Below are 22,122 nucleotides of genomic sequence, written 5' to 3'. Positions count from 1 at the left end.
ACCCTTGCCGCGCCGGCACGGGTCGGCTGCGTCGTCTGGCTATACCTGGCGAGCCACGCGTAGCCTGGCCCAATGCTTCGTCGCCTGCTGCGCGTCCTGCTCGCTCTGGTCGCGCTCGGTTTCCTCGGCTACGGCCTGGCGCGCAACTGGGACGAGATCGTGGCGGCGGCCGGCAGGCTCTCGCCGTGGGCGGTGCTCGGCTCGTTCGCGGCCGTGCTGGTCGGCCAGTTCTGCATGCTGGTCGCCTGGCGGCAGGTGCTGGCCGGGCTCGGCACGCCGCTCCCGCTGCGGGTGGCCGGGCGGATCATGTTCGTCGGCCAGCTCGGCAAGTACATCCCCGGCTCGGTCTGGGCGTACGCGGCGACGATGGAGCTGGGCCGCGACCACGGCAGCCCGCCCCGCCGCACGTTCGCGTGCATCTCGCTGTCCCTGGTGATCAACCTGGGTGTGGCGCTGTCCATCGCCGCCGCGACACTGGCGACCCAGCAGGCCGTACGCCAGGCCTGGTACCTGCTCCTGCTCGTGCCGGTGATCATCGTGTGCCTGCACCCGAAGGTGCTCACCTGGGGTCTCAACCTGGCGTTGCGCGTCGCCCGCAGGGAACCGCTGGAGAGCGTGCTGCCCGGACGCACCGTCCTCGTCGCGGTGGCCTGGACCGCGCTCGGCTGGTTCGTCTACGGCCTGCACATCTCGCTGCTCGCGGGCCGGTGGGACAGCTACCTGATCGCGACCGGCGGCTACGCGTTCGCCTGGGCGAGCGGGCTGCTCGCCGTCGTCGTGCCCGCGGGCGTGGGCGTGCGTGAGGGCGCGCTGGTGCTCGTCCTCACGCCGGTCATCGGCACCGGGGCCGCCTACGCGGCGGCGGTGGTGTCGCGGGTGGCGTTCACGCTGGGCGACGCCCTGGCCGCCGGCGTCGCCTTCCTGCTCGGACGTCAGGAAGCCAGCAAGGTGGCGACGTACACGGCCCAGAACGGCTCCGGATCGACCGCCTTGACCCCCGACCGCAACCTCTCGGGCTCGCCCGAGGCGTAGAAGCGCTCGATCGCCCGCCGCAGCGCCGCGACGTCGCCCGGCTCGACCAGCAGGCCGTCGACGCCGTCGGTGACGTGCTCGGCGAGCGCGCCGACACGGGTGGCGATCACCGGCACGCCGTTCTCGTGCCCGAGCCAGACGTTCTGGCTGGCGGTCGCGCTCCGGTACGGCAGGACGAGCGCGTCGGCCTCGGCGAACAGCCCGGGCACGTCCTCGGCGGCCACGTAGCCGGGACGCAGCTCAACCCTGTCGCCCAGGCCCAGCTCCGTGACCAGCGTCTCGGTCTCCTGGAGGCCGCCCCAGAACTCGCCCGCCACGGTCAGGCCGACCCCCTCGGGCAGGGCGCGCAGCAGCAGGTCGAGCCCCTTGTACGGGCGGACCATCCCGAAGAAGAGCAGCCGGTCGCGCACGCCCGCCTGCCGGGCCGCCTTCGTGGCGGGCAGGTGCGGCGGCAGCCCGGCCACGCTCACCCGCCTGTCGGTCAGCGACCGGGCCAGCGCCGCCTGCTGGTCGGAGTGGGTCAGCACGCTGTCGACCCGGTTGAGCAGCGCCTTCATCAGCGGCCTGTCGTACGGCTTGCGCTCGTGCGGCAGCACGTTGTGGCAGAGCGCGACGGTGGGCGTCCTTCGCCCGATCCCGAACAGGATCCCCAGGTAGGCGGGGACCTGGACCGGGCTCAGCACCGTCAGGATCACCAGGTCGGCCGAGCGCAGCCGCCGCCCGCACGCCACCCACCCGTCAGGACGCCGCCAGTCGAGGTCGCGCCGGGTGCCGGGGAACGGCGTGCCCTCGGGCGCGGAGATGGTCTGCTGCCCCGGATACAGGAACGACGGGTACTGCGCCCGCCACGACTCGATCACCACGTCGTGGCCGTGCGCGGCGAGCCGGTGCGCGAGCTCGGTGGTGTGCTGCGCCCCGCCCCCCTTGTACGGATAGGTCGGGCCGACGATGGCGATCCGCACGCTACTCCCCTCGCGACCGCACGATCAGGTCCGCCAGCAGGGCCACCGACCCGATCAGCAGCCCGGACAGGAAGATCATGACGGTGTTCGCGGGGAAGTAGAACGGCTGCCGGATCATGTCCCAGACGCCCTTGACGAACCCGATGCCCACCAGCCAGAGCGCGGGCGGCATGAGCACCTTGAGCGGGTTGAAGTACATGATCATCCGCAGCACCTGCAGGATGTACCGGTACGCGTCGGACACGAAGCTGAACTTCGACTTGCCCGCCCGCTTGGCGTAGTCGATCGGCAGGTAGTAGACGTCGTGCTGGTTCGACAGGAACGACAGCGTGATCGTCGTGACGCAGGAGAACCCCGGAGGCAGCAGCCTGAGATACGGCTTCGCCACGGACCTGCGGAACGCCCGCAGCCCCGAGTTCAGGTCGGGGATCTTCTGCCCCGCCAGCTGCTCGGCCACCTTGCGGATCACCCACTTGGCGGGCACGCGCAGCAGCTTGTGCGAGCCCTCCTCGCTGGTACGCGCGCCGACCACCATGTCGATGGTCTGGTCCTTCTCCAGGATCTGCACCAGCTCGGGGATGCGCTCGTTCGGGTAGGTCATGTCGGCGTCGGTCCAGACGACGATCTCGCCCCGGGCCTCCTGCGAGCCGATCCTGCGGACCGTCCCGGCGCCTCCGTTGCGGTGGAAGGCGCGGATCCGCAGGTGCGGGAAGCTCGGCGCGGCCTCCTGCAACCTGGCCAGCGTCTGGTCGGTGGAGCAGTCGTCGACCGCCACCAGCTCGTAGGCGTAGCCGCTCGAGTCCATCGCCCTCGTGATGCGCTCCACCTCGTCGATCACGTGATTCTGCTCGTTGTAGCAGGGCAGGACAATCGTGACGTATGGCGCTTCTTCCACGGCGTTTCCACTCTGGGGGGTCTCAGGCGTGCTCACGTGCGTCGAGGGTACTCTGCCCCGCTGGGAGCCGAGTCCACATCGAGCTCCCGCGGACTCCCCGCACCACCCATCACTTGACCAAGGTCGCCCACCCGACGCCCGGCATCCTGAGCACTTCCCGGCCCGCCGCCCTGGCCTTTCCGGGGTCGTCGAACCGGACGTAGAGCGCCTCGGCGACGTCGGCGGCCGTGACGTACCGCTCCGGGTCGAGGTGCTTGGCCAGCCGCAGCCCGAACGCCTTGTCCTGCAGGAACACCTCCTCGACCCCGTCGAGCCCGCGCAGCCGCGCCACGACCGCGTCGCGCTGCGCCTGCGTGGCGGGTCCGCCGACGCAGGCGGCGGACGTCCGAGCGGGCTTCGACGCGCGCCAGAATGTGCCGCCCGGCCGACCTCATGGTCAAGCCGTTCAGGGCGTCGCCATCCACACGTTGATCCGTAGCGACCAGGTGCCGTTCGGCGGGTCCACCAAGGATCGCTCGTCCTGGCGGGTGACCAGGCCCATGACCTGCCGCGGCGTCCCGTACGGGCGCACCTGCCCCTCCTCCGCGGCGAGCACCACCGGGACCCGCCCCGCCGCGCGCACCCGCTCCACCACGCGCCGGACGTCCTGCTCGGGCGCGACGTCCGCGGTCGCGGGGCGGATCTTCGCCGACGGCAGCCCGCACATGCCGCGCACGACCTGCGTGAAACGCTCGCCCGTCACCCGCTCGATGATCAGCACGGACGCGTCACGCGGCAGGCTCGCGCACATCGCCTCCACCGCGGCCTGCTCACCCTGCTCGACCGGCGTGAACGCGGTGCCGATCGACGTCACGGCCGGAGGGACGAGGACGAGCAGGCATCCGGCGATCCCGATCCAGCGGGAGCCGTAGCCGCGTTCGCGCGCCCGGTCGCGTACCCAGCCGAGCCCCCAGACGGCGAGCACGATCAGCCCCGGGATCACGACCGGCACCAGGCGGCGGGACGCCCACGGATGGTCGGGAGTGATCTCCGGGCGCAGCAGCGTGGTGACGGTGGTCCAGCCGATGACGGCCAGCGGCAGCAGCCACGCGAACGGCTCGCCGCTCCGCAGCAGCCTGCGGACGAGCACCGCCGCCGCGACGGTGGCCAGCACGACCACGGGCACGCCGACGTACCAGAACACCCAGTGCAGGGACAGCTCCGAGTACAGCCGAGTCCCGTCGATCGGCAGCCCGTTGGCCTGCTGGGTCTTCCCGATGAATACGGCGGTGACCCGGTCCTCCCGCGTGGTCGCCTCCCGGTGCACGGTCTGCAGCCAGGGACGTACGGCGAACCCCGTCATGACCAGCACGACCAGCCACGCCCCCGCCGGAGCCGCCCACCGCGGCGGCCGGAGCCGGGCCAGCCAGGGCGCGGCGACCGTCCCGGCGACGGTCAGCACCATCACGGACGCGCAGATGGCCAGCAGCGGGTTCACCGACCGCGACAGGTAGGCCAGGTACGGCCGAGACAGCGCGTACCCCGCCAGCACCCCGGCCCCGGCCCCCACCACAACCCCTGCCAGCAGCCAGGCCCCCACCGCCGTTCTGTCGGCGCGGGAGAAGCGGCGCACGGCGATCAGCAGGCCCGCGAAGGCCAGCACCGGCAGGACGTCGCGCAGCGCGTCCACCCTGACCAGGACCGCCAGCCCGGTCACGAGGCCGGCCAGCGCGCCCGCCGCCCAGCCCGGCCTGGGGCGGGAGAGCGCGTCGTGCACCAGCGCCAGCCCGCCGAACAGCAGGATCAGCGACGGGACCTCGCTGAACGTGGTCCGCGAGGTGTAGAGCACCGGCAGGCTCAGCGCGAACGCCAGCGCGGCCAGGGGCGCCCACCTGCCGCCTGCCAGCCGTCCCGCCAGCCCGCCCACCGTGAGCACGGCGAGCGCGCCCAGCACGGCGGGCGTCAGGAGCAGCCCGCCGAGCCAGTCGCCGGCGGCGAAGAGCATCGGCGGCCCCGGCATGAACTGCGGCACGATCGCGCCATCGGCCGGGTAGAACCCGATGCTGTCGAAGACCAGGGCCGGGTCGGCTCCGCCGAACGCCTCCGCCTGAGCGGGGATCGGCAGCGACCCGTGCTTCGCGAGCCAGATGGCGTACTGCGCGTACGTGGCGGGATCGCGCCGGACGATCAGCTGCTCGCCGTGCATGACCGCGTTGAACACCCCGGCCCCGGCGGCGACGGCGACGACCGCCGCGACCTGCCACCCCGTCGCCTCGACGACCTCGGGCAACCGGCGCAACCCCGCCCAGCACAGCACCCCGATCACCGGCAGCCCGAGCAGCACCGCGGCCACCGGCCCGAACCGTCCGAGCAACAGCAACGGCAGCCCGGCGACCAGCCACCCGGCGACCACCAGCGCAGGCAGCACCGAGACCGCCGCGAGCACCCTGCCCGCCGACGGCCTCCGCAGCTGATCGAACCAGGCGGGCCTCATCGTTGATCGCGAGCGTATCCAACGACCACCCCCAGCGTGGCGCGGGCGCGGGATCGTGGCGCGGGCGCGGGGCGACGGGAAACGCGGGTAGCGTACGGCGCGTGCCGATGGAGCGGGAGGACGTGCAGGTGGAGGCCGACGAGGGCGTCGAAAGGCCCACGCGGCCCGGCTGGCACGCCACGGTCGACCGGCTGCGCGACACCGTGACCGGCTGGCGAGAGACCGACCGGCGAAGGGCCGACTGGCGCAAGGCCGGCCGCTTCGTCAGGCGGCACGCGTGGTTCCTCGCGGTGCTGGCGGTGGGCACCGTGCTGCGGGTCGTCACGATGCTCGGCTACCGCCCGGCGCTGTGGTTCCCCGACACGTACACCTACATCGTCACGGTCTTCCACCCCCGGCCGGACCTGGTGCGCCCCGCCGGTTACTCGGCGTTCCTCAAGCTCCTGGAGCCGTTCCACTCCTTCGGCGCCGTGGCGGCTGTGCAGCACCTGCTCGGGCTGGCCACCGGCGTGCTGGTGTACTGGGCCGCGCGCCGGGCGCCGAGGTGGGCGGCGACGCTGGCCGCCACGCCGGTGCTGCTCGACGCGTACCAGATCGAGATCGAGCACCTGCTCGTCTCCGACACGCTGTTCATGTTCCTGGTCGTGCTCGCGGTGACGCTGACGCTGGCGCGCAGGCAGTCCGTCGTGGCGATCGGGCTGCTGCTCGCCGCCGCCACGCTCACCAGGACGGTCGGGCAGCCGCTCATCGTGGTCATGGCCGCCTGGTTCCTGCTGCACAGGCGCATCGGGCGCGCGGGCGTGCTGCTCGCGGCGGCGGTCGTGCCCGTCCTGGCGTACGGCGGGTGGTTCTACGCCACCTACCACCGCGTCGGCCTGGTCGGCGCGAACGGCGCGTTCCTGTACGCCCGGACGATGTCCTTCGCCGACTGCGCGAAGCTGGACCCGCCGCCGGACCTGAGGGTGCTCTGCGACCCCAGGCCGCCCGCCCAGCGCCCGCCCTCGCAGGACTACCTCTGGTCCAAGGACTCCCCGCTCGTGATCCAGCCCGGCATCACGTTCTCGAAGGAGAACGACGAGCTCGCGAGCCGCTTCGCCACGCTGGCCGTCCAGAAGCAGCCGCTCGACTACGCCGCCTCCGTCCTGTCAGAGCTGGGACGGACGTTCGTGTGGGGCCGCCCGGTCTACCCCGACCAGGAGATCTACGGCTACTACCAGTTCCCCGCCGTCTCCCCCGGCCCGCCCGGCCGGCACGCGGCGCAGCTCGGCGTGCGGATGGGCATCCGCTACGAGCAGGGGCCGATCGGCACCGAGGTGGTCGAGCCGTTCGCGGGCTGGATGCGGGCCTACCAGGACGTGGTCCGCGTGCCCGGCACCGTGCTCCTGGTTGTCCTGCTCGTCCCGCCCGCCCTGGCGGTCGTGCGCCGCCTGCGCACCCTGCCTCCACCGGACCGGCAGGTCCTGTCCGGCGCACAGAGCGGGGAAGGCGGGCGTGGAGAGGCTGAGAGGGCGCCAGGAAACGGGTGGCCGACGTGGCTGGTGCCGTGGTCGGTGGGCGTGCTGTTGCTCCTGGTACCCCCCGCCGTCGCCGAGTTCGACTACCGGTACGTGCTCCCGGCAGTGCCGCTGGCCTGCATGGCTGCGGCTTTGAGTATCCGCCGCAACCTGTGAATGCGGTAAAGACTCTGGCCGTGATATTCCAGGAAATGTCCAGGTCTGAGTATGCTTTGGGCCGGTAATATCACGCCCGTGTCACGGCTGATTCTTGTCAGTGCCGGATGCGGGTACGCCGCATGTGACCTAGTCTCGTGGCGCAGAACGACCGAGCCACGCGTTGACGCGCATGGGGCCAGGCAAGGGGGCGTATGAGCGACCACAGGAGCGCGTCCGTGCAGGACCGCAGGCTCGCCCCGACAGATCCCGGCTACCGGGGAACGCGACGGGCGAACGCCTCGCCGCCCCCGCCGGAAGACCTGCCCCCGCGCAGCCACCGCAGCGGCGGCGGCTCCGGCGCCGGCAAGATGCGGGTTCTCGCCTGGGTCAGCATCGCCGCCACCACCCTCATGGTCGGGGGCGCGCTGACCGGGTACACGCTCTACCGCGACGCCTTCGGCTCGATCCACCAGAAGCCCTTCGAGGAGAACATCATCGGCACGCGCCCCCCTGACACGGGCGCGCTCAACGTCCTGCTCGTCGGCTCCGACACCCGCGCGGGCAAGGGCAACGCCCGGTACGGCCAGAAGCTCGCCCGGGAAGCCGACGCGGGCGGCAAGCGCACCGACACGATCATCCTCATGCACATCTCGCCCAACCGCGACCAGGCCCGGCTGATCAGCTTCCCTCGCGACTCGATGGTGCAGATCCCCATGTGCAAGAACGAGACGACCAAGCAGACGATGCAGGCCCGCCGCGACATGATCAACTCGGCCTACAGCTCCGGCGGCATCGCCTGCACGATCGCGACGCTGGAGAGCCTCACCGGCATCCGCATCGACCACTTCGTCGAGGTCGACTTCAGCGGCTTCAAGAACATCGTCGACGCGCTCGGCGGCATCCAGATCTGCCTCAAGTCCGGCGTCAACGACAAGAACTCCAAGCTCACCCTGCCTCCGGGCAAGAGCGTGCTCGACGGCGAGAAGGCGCTCGGCTTCGTCCGGCTGCGCCACTACGGCGACGGCAGCGACATCCAGCGCATCAGGCGCCAGCAGCTCTTCCTCAGCAAGGTCGTGGCCAAGGCCATGAGCTCCGAGCTGCTGACAGACGTCCCGAAGCTCACCGGGTTCATCAAGGCCGCCGCGCAGTCGGTGACCATGGACCCCGACCTGGCCAACGACACCGAGCAGCTCATCGAGATCGCCCAGAGCGCCCAGAAGATGACGGCGGGCGGGGTCAAGTTCACCACGATCCCCTGGGCGCCCGACCCCGACGACAAGAACCGCGTGGTCTGGCGGCAGCCCGACGCCAACGAGCTGTTCAACGCGATCAAGAGCGACGTGGAGCTCCCGTCGCCCTCGCCGTCCGCCAGCGCGAGCGCCAGCACCAAGCCCAAGGTCGCCATCAAGCCCGAGCAGGTGCAGGTGCAGGTGCTCAACGGCACCACCACGCCGGGCAAGGCCCGCGAGGTCGCCGACATGCTGACCAGGGAGGGCTTCAAGGTCACCGGAGTCGGCAACTACCAGGCCACCGAGGGCAAGAGCCAGGCGACCACCGAGGTCCGCTACGCCAAGAACGCGGCCGAGGGCGCCGACTACGCCGACGTGCTCTCCGCGGCGCTGACGCCCAAGCCCGCCCCGACGTCCGGGAAGCTGCGGCCGACCACGACCGACGTCTACACCCCGTCGGTGCCGGTGCCCTCGGCGACGGCGAGCGTCAAGGGGGCTCCGGTGATCCAGCTGGTCGTCGGCTCCGACTTCAAGGCAGTCAAGCCGACCAAGCTTCCCGACAGCGTCAACCAGAGCACCGTCACCGCGTCCGAGCAGAAGAACATCTGCGTCTGAGCCTCAGAGTTCCCTGTGTATGCGGGGTTTCTGAGCCGGCTCGAGAGACAGGACCCACGCCGCCGGGATATCGTGGTGCGGGTCGGCGACACCGCTCGCTGGGCGGCGTCAGGACGTCTGTCAGGCATTGCGGTGCTCGCGCTCCCCCGGCCCCGAGCGAAGCTGAGCAACTCCCCGTGTCTGACACCAAGCACTCCCTACCGGTCACGACCCCGGGTAGCCCCGGCGAAGCCGGAGAGGGCTCAGGGCCTGCCAACACGGGAGCGAAGTGGCCGCTGCCGGAAGAGGCCTTCTGGAGCGAGCAGACCGACCCGCACGGCGTACTGCCCGACCCGGAGCAGAGCGGCGAGAAGGACGACGGCAAGCAGGAGAAGGCCGAGCCGGAGCCCGCGCCCGAGCCGCAGAAGCGCAAGCGCGACCCGTTCCTCGACAACGTGAAGTTCCTGCTGATCGTCACAGTGATCATCGGTCACTCGCTGGTGCCGACGTTCAACTCCCACTCGTCGCGGGCGCTCTACATCTTCATCTACATGTTCCACATGCCGCTGTTCACGCTCGTCAGCGGCTACCTGTCGAGAAACTTCTGGAACTCCAACGCGAAGACCAACAAGCTGGTCGACACGTTCGTGGTGCCGTACGTCATCGTCGAGCTCGGTTACGCCGCACTCCGGTTCGGGCTGGGCCAGAAGTGGTCGCTCACGATCATCGACCCGGCCTGGATCAACTGGTACCTGCTGGCCCTGCTGTTCTGGCGGCTTTCGACGCCGGTGTGGAAGCGGATGAAGTTCCCGATCCCGGTGGCGATCGCGATCTACCTGTTCGCCGGGTTCTCGCAGATCTCGGGTGACTTCAGCATGGACAGGTTCTTCGGCCTGATGCCGTTCTTCGTGATCGGCCTGTGCATGCAGCCGGAGCACTTCGAGCGGCTCGACCGGCTGTGGATCAAGATCGCCGGAGGGGTCACGCTGGTCTGCGCCGCCGCCGTGGCCATCTTCATCGCGCCCAAGGCGCCACTCAAGCCGTTCTACTACAAGCACAGTTACCAGGACATGGACCTGTCCTGGTGGATGGGCCTCGGTGTGCGCACCGGGCTGCTGGTGTGCGCGATGGCGATGTGCCTGGCGGTCCTGGCCCTGGTTCCCAGGAGCGAGACGTGGTTCACCGATCTCGGCACCCGCACGCTCTACTGCTACGTGCTGCACGGCGTCCCCGTCCTGATCGCCAAGGAGATGGGCTGGCTGAGCTTCCCGTGGCTGTACGGCCCGCTCGGCGTGCTCGCGATCAGCTCGTCGGCTCTGGCGCTGGCGATCGTGCTCTCCCTGCCCGAAACCCGCACGATCTTCAAGTGGGTCCTTGAACCTCGCTTGACCTGGTTGTATCGCCGCCCATCAGGAAGTTAAGCGGCAATTCCCCCCGCATTAACGCCTTTGACCGGGTAAGCGCTCAGCATCGACATATGCGGGTTTGCGTCGCCACGATCGCCCATCATCCCGAGGACGCCCGGATCATGCACAGGCAGATCAGGGCGCTGCTCGACGCCGGCCACGAGGTGACCTACGTGGCCCCGTTCACCTATTTCAACGTGACGCCCGCCGACGGGCTCGCCGCGGTCGACGTTCCGCACGACGCGCGATACGGCAGGGCCGCCGCGGCCCTCAGGCGCGGCGTCAAGAACGCGGACCTGCTGATCGTGCACGACCACGCGCTGCTGCGGGTGCTGCCGCACCGCCGCCCTCCGGTGGTGTGGGACGTCCGCGAGGAGGCGAGCGCCAAGCGCCTGGCCCGCGCCGCGAGGCGGCACCATGTGTGCACGTCCGACGTGGTCCCGGAGGCCACCCTGGTGTCGCCCGGCCCTCCCCCTTCGGGCGACACCAGAGTGGTCCACATCGGCCGCCTGTCGGCCCGGCGCGGGGTGGCCGAGCTGATCGGGCTCGCCGAGCGGCTCGTCCCGCACGGCGTCAGGATGGACCTGATCGGCGCCGCCGACCCCGCGATCCGCCCGCTGCTGCGCGACGCCCAGCGGGTGGGGCTGCTCGACTGGTTCGGCTACGTGCCCAACCGGCACGCCCTGCGGATGGCGGAAGGCGCGCTGGCGGGGCTGTCGCTGGCCACCGAGAACGTGCCCGGGGTGCCGACCAAGGTGCTCGACTACATGGGCCGGGGCCTGCCGGTGGTCACCACGCCGCAGGCCGCCGCGTTCGTGGAGCGGGCCGGGTGCGGGATCACGGTCCCGTTCGACGTGGACGCGGCGCTGAACGCCGTCCTGGACCTCAAGGAGGACCCTGCGCGACGGGCCGCACTGGGCGCGCGCGGCCACGCCGAGGCCCGGCTGCGCCACCACTGGCCCGACCACGCGGCGGACTTCGTGGCCAAGGCGGAGGCGTGGGCGGGCGTCGCGGCCCCCGTCCAGTACCTGGCCGTCTAGGGACGTTCGAGGTCGTAGGTGACGTCGGCCACCCGGACCGTCCGCACCAGCGGGTCCTCGATGAGCTTACGGAGCCCTCCGATCGTGGCGAGCTGGTCCACGTAGGCGTAGGCCAGGCCCTCGTTGGCAGCCTTGCGCAGCCTGGCGAGGCTGAGGTCGAAGTCGCGCAGGTTGGCGTCGTCGTAGTCGCGCAGCGTGGCGACCCAGGCGCGCAGGCTCCGGAGATGGTTCCCCGGCGATTCGTAGCACATCTGCATGTGCGTCTCTGGCATGGGCGCTCTGTCCCACGTCGCGTCGTTCCACGTGATGGGGATGGACGTGGGCCGCCGCTCGTACACCACCTTGTCGGGGCAGGCCTTGTACTTGGCGCCGAAGGCGACGAGTTCTTCGGTGCTGAGCGGCCTGGTGAACTCGACCACGGCCAGCGCGTTGAGGTCGGCGGGCAGCCGGGCCAGAACCTTCCTGGTGTCCTGCTTGGGCTGGTTGCCGGTGGTGACATTGGCCAGGGCCGTGCTCAGCGTGGTGTTGGCCCCGTTGCCGAGCGGGAGCCTGCCGACCCGGCCGAAGAAGTCCTGCCGGACGGTGTAGGTGCTGCCGCCGTAGCTGGCGAACCCGCCGATGGCCCGCATCGGCGCGCCCCTGACGGTGAAGGCCATCGACACCGGCGTGACGTCGCAGCAGCTGTCGATGGCGAGGTTGTAGGCGGGGTTGTAGAGCTTGAAGGCGGTGCCGAGCACGTCCTTCATGCGCTGGTCCCGGTCGCCGCGCTGCTGGACGAGCGTCGAGCCGACCGTCGCGACCAGCACCAGCGCGACCAGCGCGGCCAGCACGATGAAGGCGGTCCTGAACACTCCCCTGCGCACCGCCCTGCGGGTGCTCTTCGGGTCGAAGTCCGGCATCGGCGGAAGGGTCAGCTCGTCGGTCATCGGACTGCTCCATAGGTCTCGGCGAAGGCGGCTCGGGCCCGCCACACGGCGGTCTTGATCGTGGCGTGTTTCCTGCCGGTCATCGCGGCCACCTCCACCAGGGAGAAGCCGTCGAAGTAGACCAGCGTGAGGAGCTTGCGGTGCTGCTCGGGCAGCCGGTCGAGGGCGTCACGGACGGCGAGCGCCTCGACGTGCAGCGGCGGCACACCCAGCTCGTCAGGGGCGGGCAGCGCCAGTTCGAGGCGCCTGCGCCTGACATGGTCGACCAGGACGTTGCGCGCGATGGCGAGCAGCCAGGCGGCCGGGTTCTCGCCGCGCCAGCCGAGCAGCGCCCTGGTCGCCTTGACGAAGGTCTCCTGGGCGAGGTCCTCGGCCAGGTGGGGGTCGCGGGTCCGGCGCAGCAGGAACCCGCACACGAGCGGCCAGTGCTCGCGGTACAGCTCCTCGATGATGATGCCCTCCGCGTACGTGCGATTGTCACTTCATGACAGACGGCGCCGGGGCGGGAATGGTCACACGGCTTCCGGGTTGATGTACTGGGGGTATGGCAGCGCATCTGATCCAGGGCCGTTCTGTGAGCATGCCTGTGCAGGTGAGAGACGCGACGGTGTGCAGCGCCATGTACTCCGTCAGGGCCGACGCGGCCAGGGCGGTGATCGCCTACTCGGGGCTGGACGTGGCCGAGGTGGTCCCCGGCCGGGCGGTCTGCGCACTGGCGTTCGTCGACTACCGCGACGGCGACCTCGACCGCTACCACGAGTTCGGCATGGCGTTCCTGATCCGCCCGCCGGGCCGGTCCGGCCGCGTGGGGCTCGCCGACCTGAGACACGCGGGGGCGTTCATCCACTGGCTGCCGGTGAACCAGGGGTTCACGCTGGAGGCCGGTCGCGACATCTGGGGCTTCCCCAAGGAGCTGGCCGACATCGAGCTGCGGCTCGACTCGCCGTACAAGCGGTGCATCCTGCGCAAGGACGGCCGGCTGGTGCTCGACATGCTGCTCCGGCCGGGCATTCCGGTGCCCGGCACCGCCGCGCCGGCCCCCATGGACGCCTACACGCACCTGGAGGGCGTGACCCGCCGGGTGCCGTGGTCGGTGCGGGCGCACGGCGTCAGGGTGCGGCCGGGCGGCGCGCTCATCAGGCTCGGCAACCATCCGATCGCCAAGGAGCTGAGCGAGCTGGGCCTGCCGAAGCGCCCGCTGCTGAGCATGACGGTCGCGCGCGCCGCGATGACGTTCGAGGACGCCGTCGAAGTGGGCTTCTAGACGGCGGCGCGGGCGCTCCACCGGCCGCCGGCACGGGTGATCAGCACCGGGTGGTCGAAGCACTTGCTCACCTGGTCGGTGGTCAGCACCTCGTCGACCGGCCCCGAGGCCATGCACTCCCCCTCGCGCAGCAGCAGCGCGTGCGTGGTGCTGGCGGGCAGCTCCTCCAGGTGGTGGGTCACCAGGACGGTGGCCAGCGACGGGTGCTCGCGGCGCAGCGTGTCGAGGCTGCTGAGGAGTTGTTCGCGGGCTGCCAGGTCGAGGCCGGTGGCGGGCTCGTCCAGCAGGACCAGGCGCGGGCTCGGCATGAGCGCCCGCGCGATGAGCGCCCTGCCGCGCTCGCCCTGCGACAGGTTCGGCCAGCGCAGGTCGCGCTTGCCGCCCATGCCCATCAGCTCGATCAGCCGGTCGGCCCGCGCCTCCTGCTCGGGGGTCGGCGCCCACCTGGGCACCAGCTCGATCGTGTTGGTGGCGCCGGTCAGCACCAGCTGGCGCACGCTCAGCCCGGACTCCAGCGCGTGCCGGGGGTTGACGTGCCCCAGGTACGACCTGAGCTCGCGGACGTCCACCCGTCCGAGCCGGTGGCCGAGGACCTCGACGACACCGCGGGTGGGGTGCTTCACGGCCCCCAGGAGGTCAAGCAGCGTGCTCTTGCCCGCTCCGTTGGCGCCGAGCAGCGCCCAGTGCTCCCCCTGCTGCACGGTCACGGAGATCGAGCGCAGGAGCCGGTTGCCGTCTCGGACCACGTCGACGTTCTCAGCCCTCAGGACGGGCCCGGTCTCGGAGGGGATCATCCCCGCACGGTACCAAATTCGTCAGATGTCTGAGGACTGGTCGCCGCGGCCTCAGACGATCGGCGGCCGTCCGAGCTTCACCATCCGCCAGGCCGTCCGCCAGGCCATCGGGCGGCGCTCACCGGCCGGGGTGCGCAGCCCCTCGAAGAAGCCGGTGAACCAGGCCTTGATGGCCTCGCCGGAACGGCGCTCGCGGATCAGCGTGAGCACCACCCAGTCGAGCAGGTACAGGGCGGCCAGCGGCCAGGGCAGGTTGCGACGGGCCAGCCAGACCCGGTTGCGGGCGTTCATCCGGTAGAAGTCGGCGTGCCTGGTCGGCGGGACCTGCGGGTGGTACATGACGGTCTCGGCGTCGTACTCGATCCGGTAACCCTCGCCCAGCAGCCGCCAGGCCAGGTCGGTCTCCTCGTGCGCGTAGAAGAAGCGCTCGGGGAGGCCGCCCACCTGGAGGAAGGCCGAGCGGCGGATCGCCGAGGCGCCGCCGAGGAAGGTGGTGACGGGCGACGAGCGCTGGGGGTCGCCCGCTCTCAGGCGCGGCACGTGGCGGCGCTGGCCGATGCCGCCCTCCGGGTCCATCACCCGGAAGGAGATCACCGCGAGGTCGGGCTCGGTGGCGAAGCGGTCGCGGACGTGCGAGACGACCTTCTGGTTGGCGTACCAGCCGTCGTCGTCGAGGAACAGCACGACGTCGCCGGAGCACTCCTCGACGCCGCGGTTGCGGCCGGCCGGGATGCCGGTGTTCCGGTCGAGCCGGACCGTCTTCACAGTCGCGGACGAGCCCTCGGGTGGCGTCGCGGACATCTCGGGCACGTCGGCGCCATTGCCCACGATCACCACCTCGACGTCGCCGTCGATCTGGTTGAGCGCTGACTCGACCGCCCGGTTCAGCTCCGCGACCCGGTTACCCATGGTGAGGATGACGCACGAGATCTTCAACGGGTCATCGTCCTGACGCGTTGAGAGCACGAGCGGAGCATTCTTTCATGATCACCGAGTCTGCTGGTCTGCATGTTTCCTGAGAGTGGTGGAGCTAAGCGTATCGGAACCGGCAGTGAACCCCCACCGAACGACAGGCGTCCGCTCAATACGACGGACTTCGAGCGCTGACGGTTCCGCATTGAGATCACGCAAGCCGCCTCGATGCCAGGATGCTGATCAGATGGAGGACGACCTGCAGGCACGCCGCGGCGAAACAGGCGACGAGCAGCACGCGTGAGGCCGTGAGATCGCCGATCAGCGCGTCGATCATCGCGGCCACCAGCGCGAGCAGCGACAGCTCGATCGGCTGCACGATCCGGTGGAACTTCGTCGCCGACAGCACCCGCCTGCCCAGCCCCAGCAGCCCGGAGCGGATCTGCCCCACGGACGCCTCGGTGGCGGCCGACAGCCCGCCCTTGGCCCGCGCCACGTCGACGAGGTCGGTCTCGGCCTTGATGAGGATCGCGCCGAGCGCGGCGGCGAAGCCCAGCACGGTGTACCAGTCGGGCAGGACGGCCGACGCCCGCCAGCCCAGCCCGGCGAGCACCGCGGCCTCGGCGAAGTAGGCCCCGACGCGGTCGAGGTAGACGCCGACCAGCGAGGTCTTCCCGGTCCAGCGGGCCAGTTCGCCGTCGGAGCAGTCGAGCAGCAGGTAGACCTGCACCAGCAGGGCGGCGGCCACCGCGGCCCACAGCCCCGGCAGGGCGAGCACGACTCCGGCCACGACTCCGGCCACCGTCATCACCCAGGTGAGCTGGTTGGGCGTGACGGACGTCTTGCTCAGCAGCCAGGTGACGTAGATGGACAGCTGGCGCATGTAGAGCACGCCCGCCCAGTGCTCGCCGTTCTTGCGCTCAAGGTGGCCGGCGGGCTGTGCGACCCGCCGGAGCTCAGCTACCGAAGGCCCGGACATAGTCCTCCACCCGATCGCGGACCTCGGTCTCCGGCATGCGGAGGTGCTCCAAGATCGTGTAACGGCCGGGACGCGTGGCGGGAGCCAGCACGACGGCCTCGGCGAACTGCTCGCTGGTCAGCCCGATGTCGGCCGGGACGACCGGCAGCTGGTGCCGCCGCAGGCAGTCGGTCACCTGGGCGAGCCGCGCGGGATCCTCCCTGAGGAAGAAACAGAAGGCGGCACCGATCCCGGCGAGCTCGCCGTGGTTCGAGGTGCCGGGGAAGAGCTGATCCACGGCATGAAGGATCTCATGATCTCCACCGCTCGCGGGCCGAGACGAGCCTGCAATCACCATCGACATGCCCGAAAGGATCAGCGATTCGGCCAGAACGGTCAGGAACGCGTCGGACTCGATGGAGTCGGAGCGGCCGATCAGCGCCTCGGCGGCCGTACGCGCCATCGAGCAGGCCAGCCCGTCGATCGGCTCTCCGCGCTCCACGTTGCCGAGCTGCCAGTCCTCGATGGCCGACAGGTTGCTCACCACGTCGCCCACGCCCGACCTGACGAGCGACTCGGGCGCGCTGTGCACGAAGTCGAGGTCGACCAGGATCGCCAGCGGCATCGGCACCCCGAAGGTGCCCTTGCCGCCCTCGTAGACGAGGGACGCGGTGGGCGAGCAGATGCCGTCGTGGGACAGGTTGGTGGCGACCGCGACCATCGGGATGCCCGCCAGGGAGGCGGCGTACTTGGTCGCGTCGATGGTGCGGCCGCCGCCGACGCCCACGACCACCTCGTAGGCGCCCTTGCGCAGGTCGGCGCCGAGCGAGACGGCCGCGTCGACGGAGCCGTCGGAGACCCTGAACACCTCGGCCTCGTCGAGCGTGGGAGCGATCAGGCCCTCGATGTGGTCGCCCTGGCCGGGGCCGACGGCCACCGCGACCCTACCGGAGGTGGCCACGCGGCTGTCGGCCAGCAGCGCGCCGAGCTGCGCCACCGCGCCGCGCCTGACCGCCATGGTCAGCGGCGCGGGCAGCATCCTCGCTAGAAGCGGCATCCAGGCCCCCTCAGTAGCGAACCGCTATGGTGCGAGCCTTCGCCAGGTCGTCGTGGTTGTCCACCTCGACCCAGTCGACCTCGCCGATCGGCGCGACGTGGATCTGCTCGCCGCGCTCGACCATCTCCTGGTAGCCGTCCTCGTAGTAGAGCTGCGGGTCGCGCTCGAAGGTGGCCTGGAGGGCGTCGGCCAGGCGCTGGGCGGCGCCGGGACGGATGAGGGTGGCGCCGATGTACTCGCCGTAGGCCTCGGCCGGGTCCATCAGCTTGGTGATGCGCCTGAGGCTGTCGCCCTGGAGGGTGACCTTCATCTCCTCGTCGGCGAGCTTCTTGACGTTGTCGACGGCGAGCAGGATGTCGCTGGTCTCGGGGGCCGACAGCAGCGTCTTCTCAACGGAGACGGGGTGCACGGTGTCGCCGTTGACCAGCAGCGCCCCCTGAGTGAAGTACTCGCGGGCGCACCACAGGGAGTAGGCGTTGTTCCACTCCTCGGCCTTGTCGTTGTGCACCAGGGTGAGCTTGACCCCGTGCCGCTTCTCCAGGGCGTCCTTGCGCTCGTGTACGGCCTGCGCCGCGTACCCGACGACGACCACGACCTCCCGCAGGTCCACCTCGGCGAGGTTGCGCAGCGAGATGTCCATGATCGTGGTCTCGCCGTCAACCGGCACGAGCGCCTTGGGCAGCGTGTCGGTGTACGGCCGCAGGCGTCGTCCGGCTCCAGCGGCCAGAACCATTCCCAGCAACGTGCACTCCTCGGTCGAGCATGACTACGTGTGCCCAAACCCTAGTTGGGAAACGGCCGTGATCGGGTAATCCACAATTAGTCCTGGGTTCCCGCATCTGTCGCTTCGACGCCTGAGCGTGGTGCCGCGAGCCAGCTGGTGAGGCTCTCCCAGCCGCACAGGGCCCACAGGTAGAGCGCGAGGAGCACGAATCCGGCCGTCACCCAGCCCGCGATGGCGAACAGCGAGAGCACGATCATCCGGCCGTCCCAGCCGAGCCCGGCGGTGGCCAGCCAGGGCGGCGGGTAGACGTGCTGGCGCAGCCGGTAGACCAGGTCGTAGTGGTGGAACGCCAGCGCCCCGAGCAGCAGGAAGATCAGGAACGGGTGGACGTCGTGGGCGAACCCGCAGGCGGCCACGAAGGTGTACTCGATCACCCGCAGGATCGGCGGCACCAGCCAGTCGAGCCGGCCGTCGTGCGGGTGCGAGCTGCCCGGCCCGGCGAGCAGGAGGGTGACGGCGGGCGCGAAGACCGCCAGCCCGTCGGAGCCCGCCACGCCGATCAGCAGCAGGATTCCGGTGACGAACGCCCCGGCGATCACGGGTGGCAGCGGCGGGAGCTGGCCGGCGACGAGCATGCCCATCCCGCGCGAGAGCGGGCCGTCGTCGCGGTAGGCGACGACGGTGCTGCTGGGTACGGGTGTCATGTGCACGGAGATCACCTCGTCGACCTCGCGATCCGCCCCACGAGCTGGTAGACGAGTGCGACCCCGCCCCACCCGAGCAGGGCGACGAACGTGACCCTGGCGTTGAACAGGGCCGCCGTGAGGCAGATCAGCGCCGTCCGCTCGCCGATCGGCAGCACCGCCATCTTCTTCAGCCAGCGCAAGACGGACTCCCGCTCCATTCGTTGGGCCAGCCGGAGTATGCCCTGCCTGGGCACGCCGTACCGGCCGCCGTCAGCGGACTCCAGCAGGGAGCGCACGGGCTTGGCCCACAGCGCGCCGACCCTGGCCGCGTCGGTCCTCGCTCCGCCGAAGGAGAAGTCGACCGCGTGCCGCACGACCTGCGCGATCATCGCGGCGACGGCGAGGTGCCAGATGCCTTCGGGCCCACCCGACCGCCAGGGCAGGCCGTGGGCGTACCCGAAGGCGAGGCCCACGTAGACGACGTACTCCTTGAGCCGGTCGGCCATCCCGTCGACCCACGCGCCGAGCGGCGAGAACATCCGCGTGTAGCGGGCGAGCTGGCCGTCGAGGCAGTCGAGCGCGAACGACAGGTACAGCAGCACCGCCCCGGCCACCTGCGCCCCGCGGGTGCCGGCCGAGAACCAGACGGCGGCCAGCACGGCCAGCCCGATCGAGACGCCGGTGACGGCGTTCGGGGTGAGGCCCAGGCGGGCCGCCGGACGGATCACGTGGCGGGTCCAGGAGGAGACGAAGAAGGTGGCGAAGAAGCCATCTCTCTCCTTGACCGAGGTGTCGAGCCGCACCTGCGCCTCGTCGACCTCGGCGAGCCTGCCGATGGCGGTGTCGGCCGAGACCTGGCCCGTCACGCGGTCGGCGTGCAGCTGCCCGAGTCTCGCCGCGCGCACCGGCACGCCGCTCCTGACCATGCCGACGAGCAGCAGGTCGATCGCCTCGACCGGGGTGACGGGGCCGAGCCGGCCGGCGTCGGCCAGCTCGGCCAGTTCCTCGGCGATGTCGGCCAGCGAGGCGAGGTCGGCCTCGCCTGTCTGGAGCACCCCGCGGAAGGTGGCGTTGGCCTCGGGCACCAGGTGGAAGGAGCTGCCCGCGGCCACGATCTTGCCGCCCTCGACCCTGACGGGCGGGCGCATCGGCGCGACCGCGGCGTCGTAGGAGACCAGGGCCGCCGTGTTGCGGGACGGATGCTCCAGAAGCAGCGCGAGCGCCTCGGTGTGGGCGACGAGGTCGGCGGGCAGCACGACGACCGCCCCCGACGAGATGCGGACGATCTTGGCTACCTCCCGCAGGTCGGCCCCGAGCCCGCCGCCTCCGGCGCTCACCACCTGCACACCGCGCACGGGCAGCGTGGCGAGCTGGTCGGTCAGCCGGTCGAGCAGTGTGCCGTCGGCACAGGAGAGCCCGCTGGCGGGCGTGGTGGCGAGCACCACCACCGAGGTGGTCGCGGTCTCGCAGGTCAGTGAATCAGGCAAAGCGCAGTTCTCCTCCCGGTCGCGAGGGAGTGCGTGGACACAGCGTAGCGACAGTGCGACGCGATATCACGGAACAGGACCGTTACGCTCGCGGTATGGAATCTCGGCTGAGGTCGGTAGGGGTCGTGCTCGCCGGCGGCGTGGGGCAGCGGGTCGGGCTCAACACGCCCAAGCAGCTCATCAAGATCGCGGGCAGGACGATCCTGGAGCACACGCTCGCCCTGTTCAACGGCTCGCCCGAGATCGACGAGATCGTGGTGCTGATGACGCCGGGCTTCCGCGACGCGGTCCAGGAGATCGTCGTGAGGGGCGGTTTCGGGAAGGTCAGCCAGATCGTCGACGGCGGCTCGACCCGTACCGAGAGCACCTGGCGGGCGTTGCGGGCGCTGGGCCCCCAGGAGTGCAACGTGCTCCTGCACGACGCTGTGAGGCCCCTCCTGGAGCCCCGGATCATCACGGAGTGTGTCAGGGCCCTGCAGACCTATTCGGCCGTGGACGTGGCGATCCCGAGCTCCGACACGGTCGTGGTGGCCGCCCCCGGGCCGCGCGGCGAGATCATCCGCGACATCCCCGACCGTTCGCGGCTGCGGCGCGGCCAGACCCCGCAGTGCTTCAGGCTGTCGGTCATCCGCGAGGCGTACGAGCGGGCCTTCGCCGACCCCGACTTCGACAAGCAGCCCGCCACCGACGACTGCGGCGTGGTGCTGCGCTACCTGCCGGACGTGCCGATCTACATCGTGCCCGGCAGCGAGGCCAACATGAAGGTCACCCACCCGGTGGACGTCTACATCGCCGACAAGCTCTTCCAACTCGCCGCCTCCACCGCGCCCGTGCCGAACCCGCGCGACTACCGCGAGGCGCTCGACGGCAAGACCATGGTGGTGTTCGGCGGCAGCTACGGCATCGGCGCCGACGTGGTGGACCTGGCGTCCAGCCACGGCGCGCAGGTGCACTCCTTCTCACGCACCCAGAACGGGGTCAGGGTCGAGGACTTCGACTCGGTGGCCAAGGCGCTGGCCCAGCTGGGCAGGATCGACTACGTGGTCAACACGGCGGGGGTGCTGCACATGGGCAGGCTCGCCGAGGTCACCGACGAGACGATCGCCGAGACCGTCGGGGTGAACTACCTGGGCCCGGTCAACGTGGCCCGCGCCGCCCACCCCCACCTGCGCGAGAGCGGCGGGCGGCTGCTGCTCTACACGTCCTCCAGCTACACCAGGGGGCGCGCGCACTACAGCCTCTACTCCTCCACCAAGGCGGCCGTGGTCAACCTGACCCAGGCGCTGGCCGACGAGTGGGCGGACGACGGCATCCGGGTCAACTGCGTCAATCCCGAGCGCACCGGCACGCCGATGCGGGAGCGGGCGTTCGGCGAGGAACCCGCCCATACGCTGCTGTCTCCCCGCGCGGTGGCGCAGACCTCCTTGGACGTCCTCATCTCCGATTTGACCGGGCAAGTGGTAGACGTTCGCCTTGACGGCGCTTGACCTGACGGTTGTTACCGTGCGATCACATGAGGACACTCTGGGCGATCGCGGCACTGCTCTGCTCCTATCCCGTCCTGCTCGCGGCGGCGCTGTGGCCGTCGCCCGTGCTGTTCGGGGTCGTCGCGGCAGGCTCGTACGCGGCGGAGTACCTCGCCTCGCGCGGTGACGACCGGCTCCTCGACCTGCTCGACAGGGTTCACCTCGGGATCACGCTGCGCTTCCTGGTCAGGGAGATGGCGGCCGTGCTGCTGGTGGCGCGGACGGCGGGCCCCGGCTCCGACTGGTTCGTCGCGCTGCCGCTCGGGCTGCTGGCCGCGCACGGGCTGCGGGCCGTCCAGGCGGGGCTGGCCCTGCGGCTGCGGCAGGCGTTCCACGCGATGCCGGTCACCACCCGCAACCTGGACGTCTCCGCGCTGGGCATCCCCAGGATGCCGCCCGGCTTCCTGGTCGACCGCCGCGGTGCCCGCTTCCTCTACCTCGACCTGCTGCCGGTGCTCGGCGCGCCGTTCGGGGCCACGGCCGCCGCCCTGGGCGCGGGCGCGGC

The 22,122-nt window shown here is 70.8% G+C and carries 20 protein-coding genes and 1 pseudogene; 8 read left to right on the top strand and 13 right to left on the bottom strand.

Going from position 1 to position 22,122, the window contains the following annotated elements; translation table 11 throughout:
• The first annotated feature begins 72 nt into the window (after positions 1-72).
• Complete coding sequence (locus ABZ297_RS33015) at positions 73-1,032, top strand: lysylphosphatidylglycerol synthase domain-containing protein (protein WP_355354433.1); 960 nt, start codon at positions 73-75, stop codon at positions 1,030-1,032.
• Here ABZ297_RS33015 and ABZ297_RS33010 read toward each other — a convergent pair.
• The 4 genes from ABZ297_RS33010 to ABZ297_RS32995 all read right to left on the bottom strand — a co-directional run bounded on the left by ABZ297_RS33010 (position 933) and on the right by ABZ297_RS32995 (position 5,362).
• On the bottom strand, positions 933-1,994 hold the full coding sequence (locus tag ABZ297_RS33010) for a glycosyltransferase family 4 protein (protein ID WP_355354430.1): 1,062 nt from the start codon (positions 1,992-1,994) through the stop codon (positions 933-935). The genes ABZ297_RS33015 and ABZ297_RS33010 overlap by 100 nt on opposite strands.
• A gap of 1 nt (position 1,995) precedes the next feature.
• Positions 1,996-2,889, bottom strand: coding sequence for a glycosyltransferase family 2 protein (locus ABZ297_RS33005; RefSeq protein WP_355354427.1), 894 nt, complete (start codon positions 2,887-2,889; stop codon positions 1,996-1,998).
• 109 nt (positions 2,890-2,998) lie between these two features.
• Positions 2,999-3,220, bottom strand: a complete 222-nt coding sequence (locus ABZ297_RS33000) for a hypothetical protein (protein WP_355354424.1) — start codon at positions 3,218-3,220, stop codon at positions 2,999-3,001.
• Between the two features lie 114 nt (positions 3,221-3,334).
• Entirely contained in the window at positions 3,335-5,362 is a 2,028-nt protein-coding gene (locus tag ABZ297_RS32995) for a hypothetical protein (RefSeq protein WP_355354421.1), read from the bottom strand.
• Positions 5,363-5,469: 107 nt separating this feature from the next.
• Here ABZ297_RS32995 and ABZ297_RS32990 point away from each other — a divergent pair, with 107 nt between their 5' ends.
• The 4 genes from ABZ297_RS32990 to ABZ297_RS32975 all read left to right on the top strand — a co-directional run bounded on the left by ABZ297_RS32990 (position 5,470) and on the right by ABZ297_RS32975 (position 11,283).
• A complete protein-coding gene (locus ABZ297_RS32990) occupies positions 5,470-7,032 on the top strand; it encodes a hypothetical protein (RefSeq protein ID WP_355354469.1) in 1,563 nt (520 codons plus the stop codon).
• Between the two features lie 194 nt (positions 7,033-7,226).
• A complete protein-coding gene (locus tag ABZ297_RS32985) occupies positions 7,227-8,858 on the top strand; it encodes an LCP family protein (RefSeq protein WP_355354418.1) in 1,632 nt (543 codons plus the stop codon).
• Positions 8,859-9,034: 176 nt separating this feature from the next.
• Positions 9,035-10,258 carry an acyltransferase family protein gene (locus tag ABZ297_RS32980; RefSeq protein WP_355354415.1) on the top strand — a complete coding sequence of 408 codons (1,224 nt, stop codon included), beginning with the start codon at positions 9,035-9,037 and terminating at the stop codon, positions 10,256-10,258.
• 56 nt (positions 10,259-10,314) lie between these two features.
• Positions 10,315-11,283, top strand: coding sequence for a glycosyltransferase (locus tag ABZ297_RS32975; protein ID WP_355354412.1), 969 nt, complete (start codon positions 10,315-10,317; stop codon positions 11,281-11,283).
• Here the strand turns inward: ABZ297_RS32975 and ABZ297_RS32970 are convergent.
• Together ABZ297_RS32970 and ABZ297_RS32965 are read right to left on the bottom strand one after the other, a co-directional pair.
• Positions 11,280-12,209 (bottom strand): hypothetical protein, encoded by a 930-nt coding sequence (locus ABZ297_RS32970; RefSeq protein ID WP_355354409.1) that lies wholly within the window; start codon positions 12,207-12,209, stop codon positions 11,280-11,282. The two genes, ABZ297_RS32975 and ABZ297_RS32970, sit on opposite strands and share 4 nt — an antisense overlap.
• Entirely contained in the window at positions 12,206-12,649 is a 444-nt protein-coding gene (locus ABZ297_RS32965; protein ID WP_355354466.1) for an RNA polymerase sigma factor, read from the bottom strand. Before ABZ297_RS32965 ends, ABZ297_RS32970 begins: the two co-directional genes overlap by 4 nt.
• A gap of 140 nt (positions 12,650-12,789) precedes the next feature.
• Here ABZ297_RS32965 and ABZ297_RS32960 point away from each other — a divergent pair, with 140 nt between their 5' ends.
• On the top strand, positions 12,790-13,473 hold the full coding sequence (locus ABZ297_RS32960) for an acetoacetate decarboxylase family protein (RefSeq protein WP_355354406.1): 684 nt from the start codon (positions 12,790-12,792) through the stop codon (positions 13,471-13,473).
• Here ABZ297_RS32960 and ABZ297_RS32955 read toward each other — a convergent pair.
• The 7 genes from ABZ297_RS32955 to ABZ297_RS32925 all read right to left on the bottom strand — a co-directional run bounded on the left by ABZ297_RS32955 (position 13,470) and on the right by ABZ297_RS32925 (position 20,091).
• On the bottom strand, positions 13,470-14,267 hold the full coding sequence (locus tag ABZ297_RS32955; protein ID WP_355354403.1) for an ATP-binding cassette domain-containing protein: 798 nt from the start codon (positions 14,265-14,267) through the stop codon (positions 13,470-13,472). The genes ABZ297_RS32960 and ABZ297_RS32955 overlap by 4 nt on opposite strands.
• A 51-nt stretch (positions 14,268-14,318) precedes the next feature.
• Positions 14,319-15,203 (bottom strand): glycosyltransferase, encoded by an 885-nt coding sequence (locus ABZ297_RS32950; protein WP_355354463.1) that lies wholly within the window; start codon positions 15,201-15,203, stop codon positions 14,319-14,321.
• 187 nt (positions 15,204-15,390) lie between these two features.
• Positions 15,391-16,158: a CDP-alcohol phosphatidyltransferase family protein gene (locus ABZ297_RS32945; protein ID WP_355354400.1), complete on the bottom strand. Its 768-nt coding sequence runs from the start codon at positions 16,156-16,158 to the stop codon at positions 15,391-15,393.
• On the bottom strand, positions 16,136-17,176 hold the full coding sequence (locus tag ABZ297_RS32940) for an iron-containing alcohol dehydrogenase family protein (protein ID WP_355354460.1): 1,041 nt from the start codon (positions 17,174-17,176) through the stop codon (positions 16,136-16,138). Before ABZ297_RS32940 ends, ABZ297_RS32945 begins: the two co-directional genes overlap by 23 nt.
• A 28-nt stretch (positions 17,177-17,204) precedes the next feature.
• Positions 17,205-17,936, bottom strand: a complete 732-nt coding sequence (locus tag ABZ297_RS32935; RefSeq protein WP_355354397.1) for a phosphocholine cytidylyltransferase family protein — start codon at positions 17,934-17,936, stop codon at positions 17,205-17,207.
• 77 nt (positions 17,937-18,013) lie between these two features.
• The gene (locus tag ABZ297_RS32930; RefSeq protein WP_355354394.1) at positions 18,014-18,622 is read right to left on the bottom strand and encodes a DUF5941 domain-containing protein; all 609 of its coding nucleotides are present in this window, start codon (positions 18,620-18,622) and stop codon (positions 18,014-18,016) included.
• 11 nt (positions 18,623-18,633) lie between these two features.
• Positions 18,634-20,091: a CDP-alcohol phosphatidyltransferase family protein gene (locus ABZ297_RS32925; RefSeq protein ID WP_355354391.1), complete on the bottom strand. Its 1,458-nt coding sequence runs from the start codon at positions 20,089-20,091 to the stop codon at positions 18,634-18,636.
• Between the two features lie 95 nt (positions 20,092-20,186).
• Between ABZ297_RS32925 and ABZ297_RS32920 the strand changes: the two genes are divergently transcribed.
• The gene (locus ABZ297_RS32920) at positions 20,187-21,578 is read left to right on the top strand and encodes a bifunctional cytidylyltransferase/SDR family oxidoreductase (protein ID WP_355354388.1); all 1,392 of its coding nucleotides are present in this window, start codon (positions 20,187-20,189) and stop codon (positions 21,576-21,578) included.
• 26 nt (positions 21,579-21,604) lie between these two features.
• Positions 21,605-22,122: pseudogene (locus tag ABZ297_RS32915) on the top strand (hypothetical protein); the annotation flags it as partial.

This window comes from Nonomuraea sp. NPDC005983, from assembly GCF_040614375.1.
Classification (GTDB): Bacteria; Actinomycetota; Actinomycetes; order Streptosporangiales; family Streptosporangiaceae; genus Nonomuraea.
This window is presented reverse-complemented; position numbering and strand designations above follow the sequence as displayed.